Source organism: Neisseria sp. 27098_8_112 (assembly GCF_041433235.1).
In the GTDB taxonomy this organism is placed as follows: domain Bacteria; phylum Pseudomonadota; class Gammaproteobacteria; order Burkholderiales; family Neisseriaceae; genus Neisseria.
Genome location: NZ_JAPWBB010000002.1, coordinates 138,073 through 155,865, shown reverse-complemented (window position 1 = coordinate 155,865; position 17,793 = coordinate 138,073). Strand labels below are relative to the sequence as shown.

Genomic DNA, 17,793 nt, shown 5'->3' with positions numbered 1-17,793 from the left:
TTTATTTCCACAAATCCCGTTTTTTCAGTAAACGACTTGAACTGAAGGCGGATTTCGTGGTATAAATCGCGTTTTACTATTTTAGAAGTTTGGAGACTAACCATGGCACGAGTTTGCAAAGTGACCGGTAAGCGCCCGATGTCTGGCAATAACGTATCACACGCCAACAACAAAACCAAACGTCGTTTTTTGCCTAACTTGCAATCACGTCGTTTCTGGGTAGAAAGTGAAAACCGCTGGGTTCGCCTGCGCGTTTCTAACGCTGCATTGCGCACCATCGATAAAGTAGGCATTGATGTCGTATTGGCTGATTTGCGTGCTCGCGGCGAAGCTTAATTTAAACACCATTAATTAAGGATTACTGCAATGCGCGATAAAATCAAACTGGAGTCCAGTGCTGGTACTGGTCACTTCTACACAACTACTAAAAACAAACGTACTATGCCTGGCAAACTGGAAATCAAAAAATTTGACCCAGTAGCCCGTAAACACGTTATTTACAAAGAAACTAAATTGAAATAATCCGGTTTCTTCCAAGAAAAAGCTCCTGTTTTGCAGGAGCTTTTCTTTTTTCTCGATTGGTTTGAAGTGTTTTGTTTTAAACGGGTGTGCAAGATATGGTTGGATTGCTTTGGAAGAGGCAAAATAAAAGAGCGTGTATCCATTGGGATTACGCTCTTTTATTTTTCAGACGGCCTGATAGGGGATAAGCAGCCTTAAATCACTAATAAACATTCAACAACGACTTAATGATCGACTTTGATGCCTTGGTTGTCGGAATGTTGTTTTTTATCCAGCTCTTTTTGCAAGGTATCGCATGGCGTGTCGCAATCGCACATTTTCTTCATGCCGAGCGAGGAAATGCCGCCGCAGCTGCCTTTGATGGTGCGTTTGGAGAAAATATAGCCGACTGCCATGCCGAGGATGACAATGATAAAGATGCCGAAAGTCAGAAGAAGGGTTTTCATGTGTGTATTCCTGAAGGTTAGTTTAATAATTTCTTGAATGCGCTGGACATTTTAGTATGGTAGCCGCCTTGCGGGGTCCGGATGATAAGGAAAACGGCGAGATTTTCTTGCTCGGCAAGTTTAAGCGCTTCTGTTTCTCCGAGGACGAACAATCCGGTTGAAAGGCCGTCTGCAAGTGTGGCGTTTTCAGCTACTACGCTGATGGAAGCAAGGTTGTGGCTGATGGGTTGTTTGGTTTTAGGGTTGATGATATGGGAAAGGCGGCGGCCTGACTTATCGACATGGAAAATGCGGTAGTCGCCGGATGTGGCCAGTGATTTATTGTCCAATGGAATGGTGATTTGGGTTGCGCCGCCTTGAACGATATTGGGCTGCTCGATGCCGATACGCCAAGGGTTGCCTTGCGCATTGTGGCCTTTGCCATGCAACTCGCCTCCGATTTCTACCAAATAATTGCCGATATTGAGTTTTTCAAGTTCGGCGGCGGTTTTATCCACGCCAAAGCCTTTGGCGATGGAGGATAGGTCTAAATAGACTTCGGGATGGGTTTTGGCGAGGGTAGGCTGCTGGCCGTCTTGGGAAAGTTTGAGTTTGTCCGTACCGACCATTTCTGAAGCATGTTGGATTTCTTGGGCAGTCGGTTCGTGCGTGATTTCTTTTTGCGGGCCGAATCCCCAAAGGTTGACCAAAGGGCCGACGGTTACGTCCAGTGCGCCGTGCGTCAGTTTGTTTAAACGCAAGGCTTCGCCGGTCACATAGGCAAAGTCTTGGGAAATGGGCATAGCCTGATTGACGGTGCGCAGCTGGTTGAATTGGCTGATTTCGGAATCGGTCTGGTAGGTAGACATTTGCCGGTTGACTTCTTTAAGCGCATTATCAATGCGTTTTTGTATTTCGGCAGGGGAGGGGAGTTTGTCTTGGCCGTCTGAAAGGTATTTGACGGTATAGGTCGTGCCCATGGTCTCGCCTTGCAGGGTGATGGTTTGTTGTTTTTCAGGTTGGCAGGCAGAGAGCGTGAGTGCGGAAACGATGGCAACGGTGCAACCGATTATCGGACGGTAAAACGAATTTGAAAGAAACGGCATAAGGGATTTGCGGATTATTTTTTGAAGCCTTTATTGTATCGTAAAAGAAAGGTTCAGGCCGTCTGAAAGTATGGTTTTCAGACGGCCTGGCAATAAAAAAGGAAGAAACCGAAGTTTCTTCCTTTTTGTCTGTTAACCGCCGAAATCGTCCAAGAGGATGTTTTCGTCTTCCACGCCCAAATCTTTGAGCATTTTGATCACGGACTGGTTCATGATCGGAGGGCCGCACATGTAGAATTCGCAGTCTTCCGGTGCTTCATGGTTTTTCAGGTGGTTTTCGTAAACCACGTTGTGAATGAAGCCTGTGTAACCGTCCCAGTTGTCTTCAGGCAATGGGTCGGACAGGGCGACGTGCCATGTGAAGTTCGGGAATTCTGCTGCGAGTTGGTCGAAGTCTTCGACATAGAACATCTCGCGTTTAGAACGAGCACCATACCAGAAAGTAATCTTACGTTTGGAGTTCAAACGTTTCAGCTGGTCGAAAATGTGGGAACGCATCGGCGCCATACCTGCACCACCGCCGATAAATACCATTTCGGCATCGGTATCTTTGGCAAAGAACTCACCAAACGGACCGGAAATCGTTACTTTATCACCGGCTTTCAGTGACCAAATATAAGATGACATTTGTCCCGGAGGCGCGTCAGGTACGCGAGGAGGAGGCGTAGCGATACGAACGTTCAGCATGATGATGCCTTTTTCTTCAGGGTATGAAGCCATAGAGTAGGCACGCAAAATCGGCTCATCCACTTTGGAAACGTATTGCCACAGATTGTATTTGTCCCAGTCTTCGTGGTATTCCTTAGGAATATCGAAGTCTTTGTAGGCAACAGTGTGAGGAGGGGCTTCAATTTGGATGTAGCCACCGGCGCGGAAAGGAACTTCTTCGCCTTCGGGAATGGCAAGCTTGAGCTCTTTAATGAACGTTGCTTTGTTGTCATTGGAGATGACGGTACATTCCCATTTTTTCACTCCGAATACTTCTTCCGGTACTTCGATGTCCATGTCGGTTTTGACGTTGACCTGACAAGACAGACGGCAGCCTTCGCGCGCTTCGCGTTTGCTGATGTGGGACAACTCGGTTGGCAGAATGTCGCCACCGCCGCTTTTCACGACAACGCGGCATTGGCCGCATGAGCCGCCGCCACCGCAGGCGGAAGGAACGAAAATACCTTGGCTGGCAAGCGCACCCAGCAGTTTGCCACCGGCAGGCATCGTCAGCTCTTTTTCGTTATTGATTTTGATGGTGATGTCGCCTTCGCTCACCAACTTGGATTTGGCAAACAGAATCATCAGTGCCAAAACCAAGACGATGAGGGTAAACATCACGATACCTAAAATAATCTCCATGCCGATTCCTTTCTTATAACTGGATGCCGGAGAACGACATAAACGCCATTGCCATCAGGCCAGCAGCGATAAAGGTAATGCCCAAGCCTTTGAGGCCTTTAGGGACGTCCGAATATTTCATTTTTTCGGTAATGCCCGCCAAAGCGACAATAGCCAAAAGCCAGCCCAAACCTGCACCGAAACCATATACAACGGACTCGCCGAAGTTATATTCGCGTTGCGCCATAAACGATACGGCACCGAAAATCGCGCAGTTTACGGTAATCAGGGGCAGGTAGATACCCAATGCGTTGTAGAGGGCAGGGACGAATTTGTCCAAGAACATTTCCAAAATCTGCACCAAAGCGGCAATTACGCCGATGAAGGTGATGAATTTCAGGAAGGTCAGGTCCACGCCTTCAACCAGCGCGCCGTCTTTTAACAGCGAGTAAACCAGTTGGTTGGCTGGGACGGACAGGCCGAGTACGAAAGTTACGGCAACGCCCAAACCGAATGCAGTGGATACTTTTTTAGATACCGCCAAAAATGTACACATCCCCAAGAAGAAGGAAAGTGCCATGTTTTCCAGAAAGACGGATTTTACAAAGAGGCTTAAGTAATGTTCCATGTGTTATTTCTCCGCCTGTTCAGGTTTCCAAGTGCGCAGACCCCATACCAAGAAGCCGATGATGAAGAACGCGCTAGGAGCGAGCAGGAACAAGCCGTTGGTTTGATACCAGCCGCCATCTTGTACGGTTTGGAAAATGGTGTAGCCAAAGAGCTTGCCTGAGCCGATCAGTTCGCGGATGGTTGCGATGATGATCAGCATTAAGCCGTAACCTGCACCGTTGCCGATACCGTCAACCAAGCTTTCCAGCGGTGGCTCTTTCATGGCGAATGCTTCGGCACGGCCCATCACGATACAGTTGGTAATAATCAGGCCGACGAATACGGACAGCTGTTTGGACAGCTCATAAGCAAAGGCTTGGAGCAGTTGGTCAACCAGCGTTACCAAGGAAGCAACAATCGCCATTTGCACAATAATACGGATGCTGTTGGGGATGTAGTTGCGTACCAATGAGATGAAAAAGCTGGAAAAACCGGTTACCAAACTCACGGAAATACCCATCACGATGGCCGTCTGAAGTTTGGTGGTAACCGCCAAAGCCGAACAAATACCCAAAACCTGCAAGGCAATCGGGTTGTTGTCGATAAAGGGTGAAAACATCAAATGTTTCAAGCGTTTCATGTCAGCCATTATTGTGCTCCTGCTGATTTCAATTTGTTCAGGTAGGGGATATAGCCGTTTTCGCCGAACCAGTAGGCGAACGAACCTTGCACGCCTTTAGATGTCAGCGACGCGCCGGAGAGGGCATCTACGCCGTGTTCTTTGTCCGAACTTGCGCCTTTGCCAACATGCAGGGCGAGTTTGCCTTGTTCGTCAAACAGTTTTTTGCCGACGAATTTTTGTTGCCACAACGGATTACCGATTTCGCCGCCCAAGCCCGGGGTTTCGCCTTGGTCGTAATAGGTAATGCCGTTGATGGTGTTGCCGTCGGGTTGGATGGCGACAAAACCGTACATGACAGACCACAAACCGTTGCCGTGCATAGGCAGGATGATTTGGCTGACTTTGCCGTCTTCGCCTTTTACCAAGTAAACCTCAGTGTATTTGGCACGGCTTTTGATGCCGGCCAAATCGTCTTCGGGTTTGATTTGGATGCTTTGGGCAGGGTCTTTGCCTGCGATGCGCGCGCTGAAGTCTTTCGGCGCGTCTTTCACGTATTCGCCTGTTGCCAAATCGACAACGCGTTGCTCGATACGTTCGGCAAAGGTTTTGCTGATGTCGGTGTTTTTATCCATCAAACCGGCTACGCTCAAGATATAGCCTTGTTTGTCTTGGAGTTTTTGTTTCTCTTGGATTGGTTTCAAGCCGACGACCGCACCAGCAACGATGATGGAACAAATCAGGCTGACAACCAATACCACAATCAGCGTGCCACTGAAGCTGTCTTTATCGAATTTCTTAGCCATTGCTGCGCGCCTTTCTGCGTTTGATGTTCGCTTGTGCGACGAAATAGTCGAAAATCGGGGCAAACAGGTTGGCAAACAGAATCGCCAACATCATGCCTTCGGGGTAAGCAGGGTTGACCACGCGGATCAATACGCACATTACACCGATAAGCGCGCCGTACCACCATTTGCCGACATTGGTAAAGGAAGCGGAAACAGGGTCGGTCGCCATAAACAGCATACCGATGGCGAAGCCGCCGACCACCAAGTGCCAGTACCAAGGCATGGAGAACATGGCGTTGGTGTCCGAACCGATGAAGTTAAACAGTGAAGACATGGCAATCATACCGATCATCACGCCGGCAATAATGCGCCAAGAGGCAATACGGGTGAACACGATAAACGCGCCGCCGATTAAGAGCGCCAAAGTGGATACTTCGCCGATTGAGCCGGGTACGTTACCGATAAACGCATCCATCCAAGAGATGTTTTGACCGGTTACAGCGTTTTTCAGGCCATCTGCACCGTGTGCCGCCCATTGCGCCAAAGCAGTGGCACCGGAATAGCCGTCAACTGCAGTCCAGATGGTATCGCCGGTAATGTTGGCTGGGTAGGCGAAGAACAGGAACGCACGGCCTGCCAGAGCAGGGTTCATGAAGTTTTTACCTGTACCGCCGAATACTTCTTTCGCAACCACAACGCCGAAAGAAATACCCAAAGCCGCTTGCCACAAAGGCAGGGTAGGGGGAACGATCAAAGCAAACAGAATTGAAGTTACGAAGAAACCTTCGTTGATTTCGTGTTTGCGTACAGTGGCGAACAAAACTTCCCAGAAGCCGCCCACAACAAATACAGTCGCGTAAATCGGCAGGAAGAAAATCGCGCCGAACAGCATTTTGCCCAACACACCCGCTTCAGACGACATATTGATGCCCAAAGCGTTGGCAAGGGCGTAATGCCAGTCGTTGGCGATATTTTGTTGCAGCAAATCAGGCGTTAATGCACCGAATGCCTGTGCGCCGACGTTGTACATACCGTAAAACATGGTAGGGAACAAAGCCAGCCACACCAAAATCATCATGCGCTTGGAGTCGAGCGCATCGCGGACGTGGGCCGCTTTGCGCGTTACCGCGCCGGATGTATAGAAAATCGTCGCCGCAGCTTCGTAGAGGGCATACCATTTTTCATGTTTGCCGCCCGGCAGGAAGTGCGGTTCGATTTTTTCCAGAAAATGTTTCAAGCCCATAATCAGCCTTCCTTCTCAATGGTTTCCAGCACCTTGCGCAACAGCGGGCCGTATTCGTATTTACCCGGGCAGACGAAGCTGCACAAAGCGAGGTCTTCTTCGTCCAATTCCAAGCAACCCAGTGCCTGAGCGCTGTCGGTATCGCCGACGATTAAATCGCGCAAGAGCAGGGTAGGCAGGATATCCAAGGGCATTACGCGCTCATAAGTGCCGATTGGTACCATGGCGCGGTCACCGCCGTTGACGGCTGTGTTGAACTTGAAGAGTTTGTTTTTCAGGAAATGGCCGAGAGTGGTGCGCGTGATGGAGTATTTGTCCGGTTGTGGCGCAACCCAGCCGAACAGCTCTTTGCTGCGGCCTTCTTCGATAACGGAAATCTGATTGTGGTAGCGGCCGAGGTAATCGTGCGCGCCTTGTGCAATCGCGCCGTTCAATACTGAGCCGGAAATCACGCGGTTGTCTGCATCAACCAATTCGCCCGCAGTAATTTGCGATACTTTCGCACCCAAAACGGTACGCAAGAGGCGCGGTTTGTTGACTTGAGAGCCACCCAAGGCAACAACGCGCTCGGTGTTCAGACGGCCTGTTGCAAACAAACGGCCAATGGCAATCACATCTTGATAATTGATGGTCCAAACGGTTTTGTTCGCACCGACTGGCTCGATGAAATGAATGTGCGTGCCACTCAAACCGGCAGGATGCGGGCCGCCAAATTCATGTGTTTCGATGTTGGCAGCGTTTTTAGACGGCACGTCTGCGCCTGCTGCTTTACACACATGGATTTTACGCTCAGTCAGGCGGCTCAATACCAACAGGCCGCGTTTGAAGTCTTCGGCGGCTTCTTTGATGATGACCGTAGGATCGGCAGCCAGCGGATTGGTGTCCATCGCATTAACGAAGATGGCGAACGGCTCGGCATCGACGGCAGGGATTTTGCTGAACGGACGGGTACGCAGCGCAGTCCACAAACCGGATTGGATCAGGCTGCGGCGCACTTCTTCGCTGCTCAATTTTGCCAGCGCTTCAGGTGCGTAGCGTTCGAACTCGATTTCGTCGTTGCCTTCAACGGCAATCACGACTGACTGAAGTACGCGCTTTTCGCCACGGTGAATCGCGGCGATTTTGCCTGAAGCCGGAGCGGTAAATACTACGCCCGGATTCTTTTTGTCTTCAAACAGCACTTGGCCTTTTTTGACGGCTTCGCCTTCCTTGATTTTCATCGAGGGGCGCATGCCGACATATTCTTCGCCAAGCAACGCGACTTCGGTAATGGCCGGGCCGTCATAAATGACTTGCTCCGGTCTGCCTGCGATAGGCAGGTCTAAGCCTTTTTTTATCTTAATCATAAGGATGCGTTACTTTTTGGTGGGTTGAGATTCGGATGTCGGATTGTTTTTTCAGACGGCATGTAATGCTTTGAAACAAAGAATGGGCTGTCTGAAAAAAGCAGAGGTTTGCTATAAAAACAACGAATAAACGCAAACAACAAAGCTTTAGATTTTATCAGGTATAGGCTGCTTTATGTCAGTTTTACGCTTATTTTTACGGGAAAAGTGGGAAAAAAGTAGGAATATGTAATCGAGTGTTAAGAGAAATAATTTTTAACTGATTGATATTTAAACGCTATGTTTGATGATATAGCTGAAAATAAAAGGCCGTCTGAATTTCAGACGGCCTCTAAGTTTAAAAGAGCTGCCAAACGAAGAAAATCATCGTATGCAGGGCAAACAGCGGTACCAATACAATCACCGACCATGCCATGTAGCCGAAGAAGGAAGGCATCGGTACGCCGCGTTGTTCGGCAATGGCTTTGACCATGAAGTTCGGCGCATTACCGATATAAGTGAGCGCACCCATAAATACGGAACCCATGGATACTGCCAGCAGCGAATGGAACAGATGGCCTGTCATCAAGGCTTGGGCATCGCCACCGGCCATATTGAAGAACACCAAATAAGTCGGCGCGTTATCCAAGAATGCCGACAAAATGCCGCTCATCCAGAAATACATCACATTAATCGGATTGCCTGCCGAGTCGTGAACCAGAGAAACAACGGAAGCCAATGCACCTGTTTCGCCGGCTTTCAAAATTGCCAAGACGGGGGAAATGGTAATGAAAATACCCAAAAACAGTTTGCCCACTTCGGCAATCGGCTCGAAGTTGAACTCATTGCCTGCGCGTACCTGTTTGGGTGTAATAATCCAAGATACGGCGGTCAAAGCCAGCAAAATGCCATCGCGCATCAGGTTTTGCAAGGCGTAATGGCTGCCCAAGATTTCAAAGCCCGGATGATTTGGTTTCCACAAGCCGGACAATAAAACCGCGCCGACAACACCGGCCAGTAACAGGAAATTCCATTTGCCGTAAATTTTGATTTTTTCTTCTTTATCGGAAGGGGCGGGAGCAAGGTGCTCGCTTTGTTCACGGTTGAAGTGTCGGCTGTCGATGATGTAGAAAACGGCCAGCAAAACCACAGAACTGATCAATACAGGCATCAGCATGTGTTTGACCGTCCACATGAAATCTACGCCTTTCAGGAATCCTAAGAACAGAGGGGGATCGCCTAAAGGAGTCAGACCGCCGCCGATATTCGCTACCAAGAAAATGAAGAAAATCACAATGTGAACGCGGTAGTGGCGTTTATGATTGGCTTTCAAAAGCGGACGAATCATCAACATAGCCGCGCCTGTCGTCCCCATGATGGACGACAAAGCCGTGCCGACTGCCAACAGGGTTGTGTTCAATTTAGGCGAGCCGTGCAAATCGCCGCTGACAAAAATACCGCCTGAAATGGTATAGAGCGCCAAAAGCAGCAGGATAAAGGGGATATATTCTTCAACCAACGCATGGGCAACGGTATGCACGCCGGCTCCAAAACCAAAGGTTATGATAAACGGCGTTAAAAACAGCAGCGTCCAAAACGCTGTAATTTTGCCGAAGTGATGGTGCCAAATACGGGAGAAAAACAGAGGTCCGAGTGCAATGGACAAGAGAATCAGTGCAAACGGCAGACCCCAAAGCAGGCTTGCGGATGAGCCGTCAAAATCAGATGCCGCAGCAGGAAAGGCGGCAAGAAGCAGTAAAAATGAGAGAGAGCGCATAGTATTTCCTTTTTATTCTGTTGCGCCGTGAGGAACTTCGTTGAGAAAGCACGGCGGTGAAATATTCAGGCCGTCTGAAAATATCCAGACGAACTGCGCGGTTGTGCCAGGGGAAAGTATAACGCAAAGCAAGTGTTAAGGGACGGTTTAGAGTGTTGGAATCAAAAGAAATGTTGATACAAATAAAGAAATAAAAGCGATGGGCGTAGTTGGAAGTAGTAAAAAAATGTTTTTGAAACAGGAGTTTAAAATATCGAAAATAATACTATCGAAAAAATGCTTTGAATTAATTTTAGCTAAAATTTACATTTGATTGAATAAATGGAGGCCGTCTGAAAAATGAGGGTTGAATAGGGTGTTTTGGTTCTTACTGATTGTTTTAATGGATAAATTGGGTGTGAAAATAAAAAACAGGTAAGCGAAAATGCCCACCTGTTTTATTTTATGCCTCCGGCCGTAACCACATCCACACTGCCACGCAACTACAGAAGACTGATGATACGGCACCAATCCACCAGCGTTCCGGAAATTGCCAAAACATAAACAGGCAAGAAAGGGCCATCATGCCGATAGCGAAGAACTTTGCCTTGCGTGGCACGGCGCCGTTGTTTTCCCAGTTTTGTATGATCGGACCGAAATGGCGGTGATGATACAGCCAATTGTGAAAGCGCGGCGAGGCTTTTGCCCAGCAGGCGGCGGTCAATAAAATGAAAGGCGTAGTCGGCAGTAATGGCAGGAAAATGCCGATAATGCCCAAGACGAGTGACAATGCGCCGCAAAAAATCAATAAATAGCGAACCATCTTCCCATCACCAATTATTTGTTTTCAGATGGCTTGTGATGCGGAAATGGACAACGCGGAATGTCTAATTTATCCCAGCCCTCATGCCCCATTTTTTCCAGCAGCGCGATATTGCGGTCAAAAATTGCCGAGGCATCGGGAAATGCTTCAGCCGCTTTGGCAATGCTGTCTTCACGAATCAGGTGCAAGGTCGGGTAGGGCGAGCGGTTGGTGTAGTTGCTGATGTCGTCGGCTTCTGTGCCTTCAAATTGAAAATCAGGATGGAACGGCGCAATTTGGATAACGCCTTCCAATTCGTTTTCTACAACCGCATCATCGGCAATTTCCAGCATTTGGTTGAAGGTTTCAAAATCAGGGAATAGCGTCGGATGAACCAGTAAAGTGGTTTCCAATTCCGAAGCGGGCGTATTGCCCAGAAGCTGCAATTCACGATCCAAGTCCTCAAGGAAACCGTCTAAATGACGGGCTTCGCTGACAACGATGCGAACCAGGTTTTTAACGTGCGGCGCTTTGGCAAACGGGCAAAGATTCAGCCCGATAACGGCTTTTTCCAACCATTGTTTGGTATGTTCTGAAACAGTATTGGTATCGAGATGGGCGGTGTCTGTCATAGTAAAAGCTTATGTGAATTATTCTTAAAAAGTATACAAGTGTATGGGCTTGAAAGCAAACCATTGGAATTTAAAAGGCCGTCTGAACAACAGACGGCCTTTATCAGTTTCAAATCATTAATCCTGAACCAAATGAACCAAAGGCAGAGCGGTCGTGTTTTTAATTTCTTTCAACACAAAACTCGATTGCGCATCTTGCACACCGTGGTGTGAAAGCAGCGTGTCCAAAACAAAATGGGAAAACGCGTTCATATCGGTAAAAAATGCATGGAGCAGATAGTCGGTTTCGCCTGTTAAAGCAAAGCAGCTCAATACTTCCGGCCAAGCGCGGACAGATTCGGAAAAATCCTCGCGCGCATCTTTTGCCTTGCTAATCGATACACGGATAAAAGCCTGCAAACCCAAGCCCAAAGATACGGGAGAAAGCTGGGCGGCATATTTTTGAATAATGCCTGCATCTTCAAGCTGCTTGAGACGGCGCAGGCAGGGAGAAGGGGAGAGTGCCACCTTTTCAGAAAGCTCAACATTGCTCAACCGCCCATTTTCCTGCAAAACCTGCAGAATCTTTAAATCCGTTTTGTCCAAGTTTAGATGAGGCATGTTGGTTCTCCCAATGTAGGCAATGTATGTTTTAAAAATGAAAAATGCTTAAAAATAAAGACTTGTATGGTTAAATTATATATTGAGTTCAGATGTGCGACAAATTGTCTTATAAGGAGTGTTGCGAATTTGTTTTATGTAGTTGTGAAAAGATGAAGGCCGTCTGAAACTAATCAAGATCAAAGTTTTATGTCATATTGTGATTAGGTATAAAGAGGCCGTCTGAAAATGAATTTCAGACGGCATTTATTTTCGTAATGTGATCATTCAGGCTCTTAATGACCTTGTTTTGGAGAGTTTTGTTCTTTTGATTTGTTCGTTTTCCGCGTTTGTATTTGGCTTTGTTTGGGGTTTTCTTCGCAATGTATTTTTGTGTTTTGGGAAATAAGCTTACAAGCTTTGTTTGCAGGATACGGGAAGGAAGTGTGTATCCATGGTGCCACCGCAAGACCAAACTGTTGTGCCTTTGGTATTACCTGTTTTTGCAAAACTTGGTGTCAGGTGGATTTCGGTATTCTTCACAGGTACAGCGGCTTGATTACCGATGGCGGCAACAATAGTGCCGTTATCTTCAATACGGACAATCTTTACATAGTTGCCGACTTTATTGTCGTCTGAAGCGAGTTGCTTGATATTGAGGTCAAGCGGCAAGCTGCCTTTATCCGCATAGGCTTCTTCAACATAGCTTTTCATACTGCCTGCCAACAAAATGCCTTCTGCTACTTGTGCTCTGGCAACATAGTTTTGGTATGCAGGAAGAGCCGCTATTGCCAAAATGCCGATAATGCCGATAACAATCATCAACTCAATCAGGCTAAAGCCGGTTTGGGCTTTGCGTAGTTTTTTCATTTTTGAGTATGTCGTTTTCTTATTTTTATTTTATAAAGCAAATCCCATAATTATTATGGGATTTGCTTCGAGTCGAATATCTTTTGTTAGATATTTAAATTAGATTAGCTAGCTTATTTTTACGCAGCTGGTTTTTTCTCATCTGGACGGCAAGAGGAAGGCAAGAATTTTGTAGCTACGCCATCAGTTGCACCTGGTTTACAAGTCCAAGTGAAAGATCCGTTGCCAGTTGTTTTGGCATCGTTACCTTCTCCTGTAGTTGTAGTTGCTGTTGGAGTAAGTGATACGGTTTTATTTTTAATTTCGTTATTGACGTTTGCTTCTTTCATTGTGGCGGTAATAACACCATTAGCTTCGACTTTTACTTGTTTAACATATTTCCCCTCAATGCTTCCCTCGTCTGCAATACCCGCTTCTTTATTGCTAGTAGGCCATTTGCCTTTATCTGCATAGTATTCAACAATAGCAGACTTTTGACCTTCCATCAAAGTGATGGCTTCAGAAACTTGGGCACGTGCAGTGTAGTCTTGGTATGCAGGCAGGGCGATAACTGCCAAGATGCCGATAATCGCGATGACGATCATCAATTCGATCAGGGTGAAACCTTTTTGGATTGCTTTCATTGATTAAAACTCCAGTTTGAAAGTGTGAATAATTATGTTTAAGTAAAAAGTCCGTAATGTGCTTGGCACTATGTATTATGAGTAAACCATAAAGTAAGAAGGAATATACAGCTTCCGTCGGGCTTGCTGCTTTGAGGCTTGGGCCTTACCGGACGTGTTGTTTCAAGCAGTCGGTGTGCCAAGTATGGGAAATAGGCTGAAAATTTTATTTTTTATTTTTTATTTGTTGTTTTTATTGGGATTATTTTTTAATTTTTAAATTTTGTGAGGTTTTGTTTGAAAGTTTCAGGATTTTTGGGAAATTAGGGGGTTGACGTTTTTTGTCAGTTTTGTGTTTTTTGTGACAGGGAAGGGAGACAAGTTTGGGCGTGTGACGTTTTTGTCAGAAATTAAGCTTGTTCAATAATATGTTAATTGATTTAGATGGACGGTATCTTTATGGATTAATCGGTGAGTTTAATATCTTGTGATTTTATTTTTTTGTTTTTTATGGATTTTATTTTAAATGCGTATTTTGTTTGAATATGGATGAGGAGAAAATTTGGAAGGAAGGATTTTTAAAGAGGGTTTGGTGTAATAGGTGAATGAAAATTTGTTATTAGAATTATATTCATTTTAGTTATGATTTTGGAATGTAGTTTTATGTCAGAAGGAAGTTCTGGTTTAGAATTTTAAGGCTTTGGATTTCTTGAGTGTTTTAGAAGGATATATTCAGGATGTTTATAATTTGGATGTGATTAGGGTGAGCAAAAAATGCTCACCCTATGTTTTTAAGATGTTCAGACGGCCTTTATGGGGTCAAGACTTCGATTAATGCCTGTTTTAGGGTGTTTTGGGTTTGCGGGTCTTGTAGGGATGGACTGTAGGTGATGAAGCTGTCCTCAATGCGCTGATCCAAGGTGGTGATTTTGGCGTAGCGCAGGCTGATGTTGTGTGCGAAGAAGGTCTCGGCGATGTCGGCGAGGAGGTGGGGGCGGTTGACGGCGGTGATGTCTATGGTGTGCCAGCCGGGATAATCTTCTTCGGGGGTGATGATTACGGTAGGCGGAATGGGGATGTGGCGGATGCGGCGGCTGATGTGCGGGCGGCCGCTTTGTTTTTGGATGGTGGTGTTGCCGTGGATGAAGCTGTTGAGTTCGGCTTCGAGTGCGCTTTGGCGGTCGGGATATTCTTCAGGCGGGAGATTGTCGGGAAGTTGCAGGATAAAGGTGTCGAGGATGTAGTCGTGTTCGGTAATGAAGGCGCGGGCGGCTTGGATGTCGAAGCGGTGGCTGCTGAAGATGCGGCAGAGGCGTGCGAAGAGGCGGTCGCCATTGGGCATGAACACCATGACTTGAAGGCTGTTGCTTTGGGGAAGGATACGGCTGCGGACGGCCGGACTTTGGGTGTCGTAGGCGAGGTTTGCGGTGTGCCAGAGGATTTCCCGCGTCTGATGGCGGACGTAGTATGCACTGCCGAGTATGCGGCGGAGTTTTTGTTGGTTTTTGAGGGGAACGGCCGCGCACGTGAGCTGATCGGTCGAGGCTTGTTCGCGTCGATTTGGGAGGCGTTCGGGATCGTGGTTTTTGCTGTTTAAAACGGCGGCGGTGCTGTGGTAGAGGGTTTGGAGCAGACTGGCGCGCCATGTGTTCCAAAGTTTGGGGTTGGTGCCGCGGATGTCGGCAATGGTAAGCAGGTAGAGTGCGTCGAGGTATTCGCGTGTGGGAATACGGCGGCAAAAGGCTTGGAGGACATGCGGGTCTTGGATGTCTTCTTTTTGGGCAACAGTAGACATGAGCAGGTGGTTTTCAACCAGCCATGCGAGGAGGTGGCTTTCTTCTTCGGTGTAGTAGTGGTTGGCGGAGAATTGTTGTGCGTCTTTGATGCCTTCTTTGGCGTGATCGCCGCCACGGCCTTTGGCGATGTCGTGCAGCAGGGCGGCGGTGTAGAGGACATGCGGTCGTGGGTAGGCCTGCATGATGGCGCTGGCCTCGGGCATTTCGTGGCTGTGGGTTTCGATGGCGAGACGGCGCATATTGCGGACGACGGTCAGGATGTGGTCGTCTACGGGGTAAATATGGAAGAGGTCGTGTTGGAGCAGGCCGGTGATTTTTTCCCATGCGGGGAGATAGCGGCCAAGTACGCCGTAGAGGTTGAGAAAACGGAGGGTTTGGGTAAGGCCGGTACCGTGTTTGAAGAATTGGATAAAGCGGCGGCGGTTTTCTGGGTTTTGGGTGAAACGGGTGTTGATTTTTCGTGTGGCCGCCCACCATGCACGCAGGGTTTGAGGCTCGATGGTGGTGATGTTTTGCTCCTGCATGGTTTGGATGATGGTGAAGATGTGTTCGGGATTTTGCTCGAACAGGGCAAGGTCGTTGGCGGCGATTTGGTGGCCGATGCGTTTGTAGCGGCTGTCGATAGGGTGGATATGTTGGGGGCGGCTGGAGGTTTGATGGTTTTTGAGAACCGGAATAAGGATGCCGTTGAGTTGTTTGATGGCTTTGGTGGCTCGGTAGAAGGTGTGCATCAGGGCTTCGCTTCGGCCGCGGATGTCGGGTTGGGTATAGCCTAGGCTTTCGGCTACTTGGGACTGGTAGTCGAAAAGCAGCCTGTCTTCGGGGCGGTCGGCGGTAAGGTGGAGATGAATCCGGATGTTGGCGAGACGGCGGTAGCCATGGGCCAGCATGCCGGCTTCGGTGCGTGTGAGGACGCCGGCGGTAACGAGGGTGGTGGGGTTGCTGTCTATGCCTTGTGCTTTGGCTGTCCAGATAAGGGTGTGGATGTCGCGCAGGCCGCCGGGGCAGGTTTTGATGTTGGGTTCGAGTTGTGCGCCTGTGCCTTGGGATTTGGTATGGCGTTGCTCCATTTCGAGGAGTTTGGCTTCGATAAAGGCGGCTGTGTCGCGGCGTGTGTTGAGTTTGTTTAGAAGTTGGGCGGTAAGGTTGGCATTGCCTTGGAGATGGCGTGCCTCAAGAAAGGCGGTTTCGCCGGTAATGTCGTTTTGGGTACTTTGGAGGATTTCTTCTATGCTGCCGCTTTTGATGGCCGGATTGAGGCGTGCGTCCCAAAGGGTTTGGATAAATTGGGCGGTTTGTTGTTGCAGGCCGTCTGAAAATGGGACCGAGGAAATAATCGCTAAGTCCCAGTCAGAATGGGGGTAGAGTTCGCAACGCCCGAAGCCACCGATGGCAATCAGACTGATGTCGTTGCTGTCGGGGAAGTGGATTTGCCAGAGGGTTTGCAGCAGGGTTTCGGCAGCGGTGATATGGTCGCGGAAGTAAACGGTAGGACGGTTGTTTTGGCGGTAGGCAGTTTCTGCTGCGGCTTTTTGCTGCTGGTAGGTTTGGATGGCTTGTTGGGCGGTGGTCATGATGGTGTCTGGCTGTGAATTAGGCTTGGGTATCGGCAGGTTCGGTCATTTGGCGGAGCATTTCTTGTGGCGGAAGGAGGAGTTTGTAAGGGGCGATTTTAAGCGCGGATGCGATTTTTTCGATGTTGGAAAGGGCGATGTTCCAGCGTTTGCGCTCGACGGCGGAGACGTAGGTGCGGTCAAGTCCGCATTGGCGCGCCAGTTCTTCTTGCGACCAGCCGTGATTAACGCGGTAGAGGCGCATGTTGTAAGCGATAACGGCACGGAGGTCTTGCGGATCGGGCAGGCTTGGAGGGGGAGTGAGTTTATTGACCATGGTATTTTGAGTTTGTGGTTTGAACGATAAGGGGATTTTATACTATTTTTGTGAGGGGAAAGGAAAGGCCGTCTGAAAGTTTTCAGACGGCCTTAAAGAGGGTAGGTATAAAAAAAAGGGGGTGGCTTTCGGCCACACCCAAACACACACACATCAAGAGGAAAGAAAAATCATTTAATAAGAGAGCTGGCTCTTATAGAGGAAAACTGGAGGATTCGGGCTTGGCCCTGAAGCATCGAAAGGCATTATAAATGAAAATAGGGTCAGGGTATTGATACAGGTCAATTCGGGTTTGATTTAGAAAATATATTTTTAGAATAGTGGAAATAAATTAAAAATAAGGTTTGATTGTGAATAAAAGTCATTAGGCCGTCTGAAAGAATTGGTTTCAGACGGCCTGATTGGTTTGAAGGCTACTACTTATATATAAATAAAGTATTAAGCCAAACCTTTATCTTTGGCTTCTTGCAGGCGGGTTTCAAAGTTGCTGAGATTCACGCCTGCCTGTTCGGCTGCGGCAACTACTTCGGCTACAGATGCGCCGTGTTGCACTTGATGATAACCCCAAAGCAGGGAGCAGCGAGTGCCGGTGCGGCAGAAGGCAAGAATGGGAGCCGGAGATTGTTGCAACAGATTTTGGAAGGCTGCGACATCGGCTGCATTGATTTGAGGCGCAACGACGGGCTGGTGTGAGAATTGGTTGATGCCGGCCTCTTTAAACCAGTTTTGTACTTCGGCAAAAGCCGGTTGGTTTTCTTCTTCGCCGTCCGGGCGGTTGCAGATGACGGTTTGGATGCCGAGACGTACGGCTTCTTGGACATCAGCTTCGGTCAGCTGGGGGGCGATATAGAGGGTGTCGGTCAGTTTACGGATGGGCATAGTTTTTCCTTTCTTTATATT

At 48.1% G+C, this 17,793-nt stretch carries 19 protein-coding genes; 2 read left to right on the top strand and 17 right to left on the bottom strand.

The genetic code is table 11. The features are described 5' to 3' along the window. The first annotated feature begins 102 nt into the window (after positions 1-102). Positions 103-336, top strand: coding sequence for a 50S ribosomal protein L28 (rpmB, locus tag O3682_RS02350; protein WP_002216391.1), 234 nt, complete (start codon positions 103-105; stop codon positions 334-336). Positions 337-366: 30 nt separating this feature from the next. Beyond that, the gene (gene rpmG / locus O3682_RS02345; RefSeq protein WP_003684373.1) at positions 367-522 is read left to right on the top strand and encodes a 50S ribosomal protein L33; all 156 of its coding nucleotides are present in this window, start codon (positions 367-369) and stop codon (positions 520-522) included. Between the two features lie 224 nt (positions 523-746). Here rpmG and nqrM read toward each other — a convergent pair whose 3' ends face one another. The 17 genes from nqrM to O3682_RS02260 all read right to left on the bottom strand — a co-directional run bounded on the left by nqrM (position 747) and on the right by O3682_RS02260 (position 17,772). Further along, positions 747-968 (bottom strand): (Na+)-NQR maturation NqrM, encoded by a 222-nt coding sequence (gene nqrM, locus O3682_RS02340; RefSeq protein ID WP_003680888.1) that lies wholly within the window; start codon positions 966-968, stop codon positions 747-749. A gap of 17 nt (positions 969-985) precedes the next feature. Then, positions 986-2,053 (bottom strand): FAD:protein FMN transferase, encoded by a 1,068-nt coding sequence (locus O3682_RS02335; RefSeq protein ID WP_371508214.1) that lies wholly within the window; start codon positions 2,051-2,053, stop codon positions 986-988. Between the two features lie 132 nt (positions 2,054-2,185). After that, positions 2,186-3,403, bottom strand: coding sequence for an NADH:ubiquinone reductase (Na(+)-transporting) subunit F (nqrF, locus tag O3682_RS02330; protein WP_371508213.1), 1,218 nt, complete (start codon positions 3,401-3,403; stop codon positions 2,186-2,188). 13 nt (positions 3,404-3,416) lie between these two features. Next, a complete protein-coding gene (gene nqrE / locus O3682_RS02325) occupies positions 3,417-4,010 on the bottom strand; it encodes an NADH:ubiquinone reductase (Na(+)-transporting) subunit E (RefSeq protein ID WP_003684365.1) in 594 nt (197 codons plus the stop codon). 3 nt (positions 4,011-4,013) lie between these two features. Beyond that, positions 4,014-4,640, bottom strand: coding sequence for an NADH:ubiquinone reductase (Na(+)-transporting) subunit D (locus tag O3682_RS02320; RefSeq protein WP_371508212.1), 627 nt, complete (start codon positions 4,638-4,640; stop codon positions 4,014-4,016). After that, a complete protein-coding gene (locus O3682_RS02315) occupies positions 4,640-5,416 on the bottom strand; it encodes a Na(+)-translocating NADH-quinone reductase subunit C (protein WP_004519571.1) in 777 nt (258 codons plus the stop codon). The genes O3682_RS02320 and O3682_RS02315 overlap by 1 nt, the downstream gene beginning before the upstream one ends. Further along, positions 5,409-6,641, bottom strand: coding sequence for an NADH:ubiquinone reductase (Na(+)-transporting) subunit B (locus O3682_RS02310; RefSeq protein ID WP_371508211.1), 1,233 nt, complete (start codon positions 6,639-6,641; stop codon positions 5,409-5,411). The genes O3682_RS02315 and O3682_RS02310 overlap by 8 nt, the downstream gene beginning before the upstream one ends. A gap of 2 nt (positions 6,642-6,643) precedes the next feature. Next, entirely contained in the window at positions 6,644-7,987 is a 1,344-nt protein-coding gene (locus O3682_RS02305; RefSeq protein WP_371508210.1) for a Na(+)-translocating NADH-quinone reductase subunit A, read from the bottom strand. A gap of 337 nt (positions 7,988-8,324) precedes the next feature. Then, complete coding sequence (locus O3682_RS02300) at positions 8,325-9,743, bottom strand: sodium:proton antiporter (RefSeq protein ID WP_371508209.1); 1,419 nt, start codon at positions 9,741-9,743, stop codon at positions 8,325-8,327. A gap of 442 nt (positions 9,744-10,185) precedes the next feature. Further along, entirely contained in the window at positions 10,186-10,545 is a 360-nt protein-coding gene (locus O3682_RS02295) for a YbaN family protein (RefSeq protein ID WP_070632654.1), read from the bottom strand. A 14-nt stretch (positions 10,546-10,559) separates the two neighbouring features. Beyond that, complete coding sequence (locus tag O3682_RS02290; protein WP_371508208.1) at positions 10,560-11,156, bottom strand: DUF1415 domain-containing protein; 597 nt, start codon at positions 11,154-11,156, stop codon at positions 10,560-10,562. Between the two features lie 117 nt (positions 11,157-11,273). Further along, positions 11,274-11,756: an Lrp/AsnC family transcriptional regulator gene (locus O3682_RS02285; RefSeq protein WP_003684427.1), complete on the bottom strand. Its 483-nt coding sequence runs from the start codon at positions 11,754-11,756 to the stop codon at positions 11,274-11,276. Between the two features lie 390 nt (positions 11,757-12,146). Beyond that, complete coding sequence (locus tag O3682_RS02280) at positions 12,147-12,605, bottom strand: pilin (RefSeq protein WP_371508207.1); 459 nt, start codon at positions 12,603-12,605, stop codon at positions 12,147-12,149. Positions 12,606-12,724: 119 nt separating this feature from the next. Beyond that, positions 12,725-13,228, bottom strand: coding sequence for a pilin (locus tag O3682_RS02275; protein WP_371508206.1), 504 nt, complete (start codon positions 13,226-13,228; stop codon positions 12,725-12,727). A gap of 790 nt (positions 13,229-14,018) precedes the next feature. After that, positions 14,019-16,580, bottom strand: a complete 2,562-nt coding sequence (gene glnD / locus O3682_RS02270) for a [protein-PII] uridylyltransferase (RefSeq protein WP_371508240.1) — start codon at positions 16,578-16,580, stop codon at positions 14,019-14,021. A 16-nt stretch (positions 16,581-16,596) separates the two neighbouring features. Then, positions 16,597-16,893 carry a helix-turn-helix domain-containing protein gene (locus O3682_RS02265; protein ID WP_003680870.1) on the bottom strand — a complete coding sequence of 99 codons (297 nt, stop codon included), beginning with the start codon at positions 16,891-16,893 and terminating at the stop codon, positions 16,597-16,599. A gap of 438 nt (positions 16,894-17,331) precedes the next feature. Then, positions 17,332-17,772 carry a TIGR01244 family sulfur transferase gene (locus O3682_RS02260; RefSeq protein ID WP_371508205.1) on the bottom strand — a complete coding sequence of 147 codons (441 nt, stop codon included), beginning with the start codon at positions 17,770-17,772 and terminating at the stop codon, positions 17,332-17,334. Positions 17,773-17,793 lie beyond the last annotated feature (21 nt).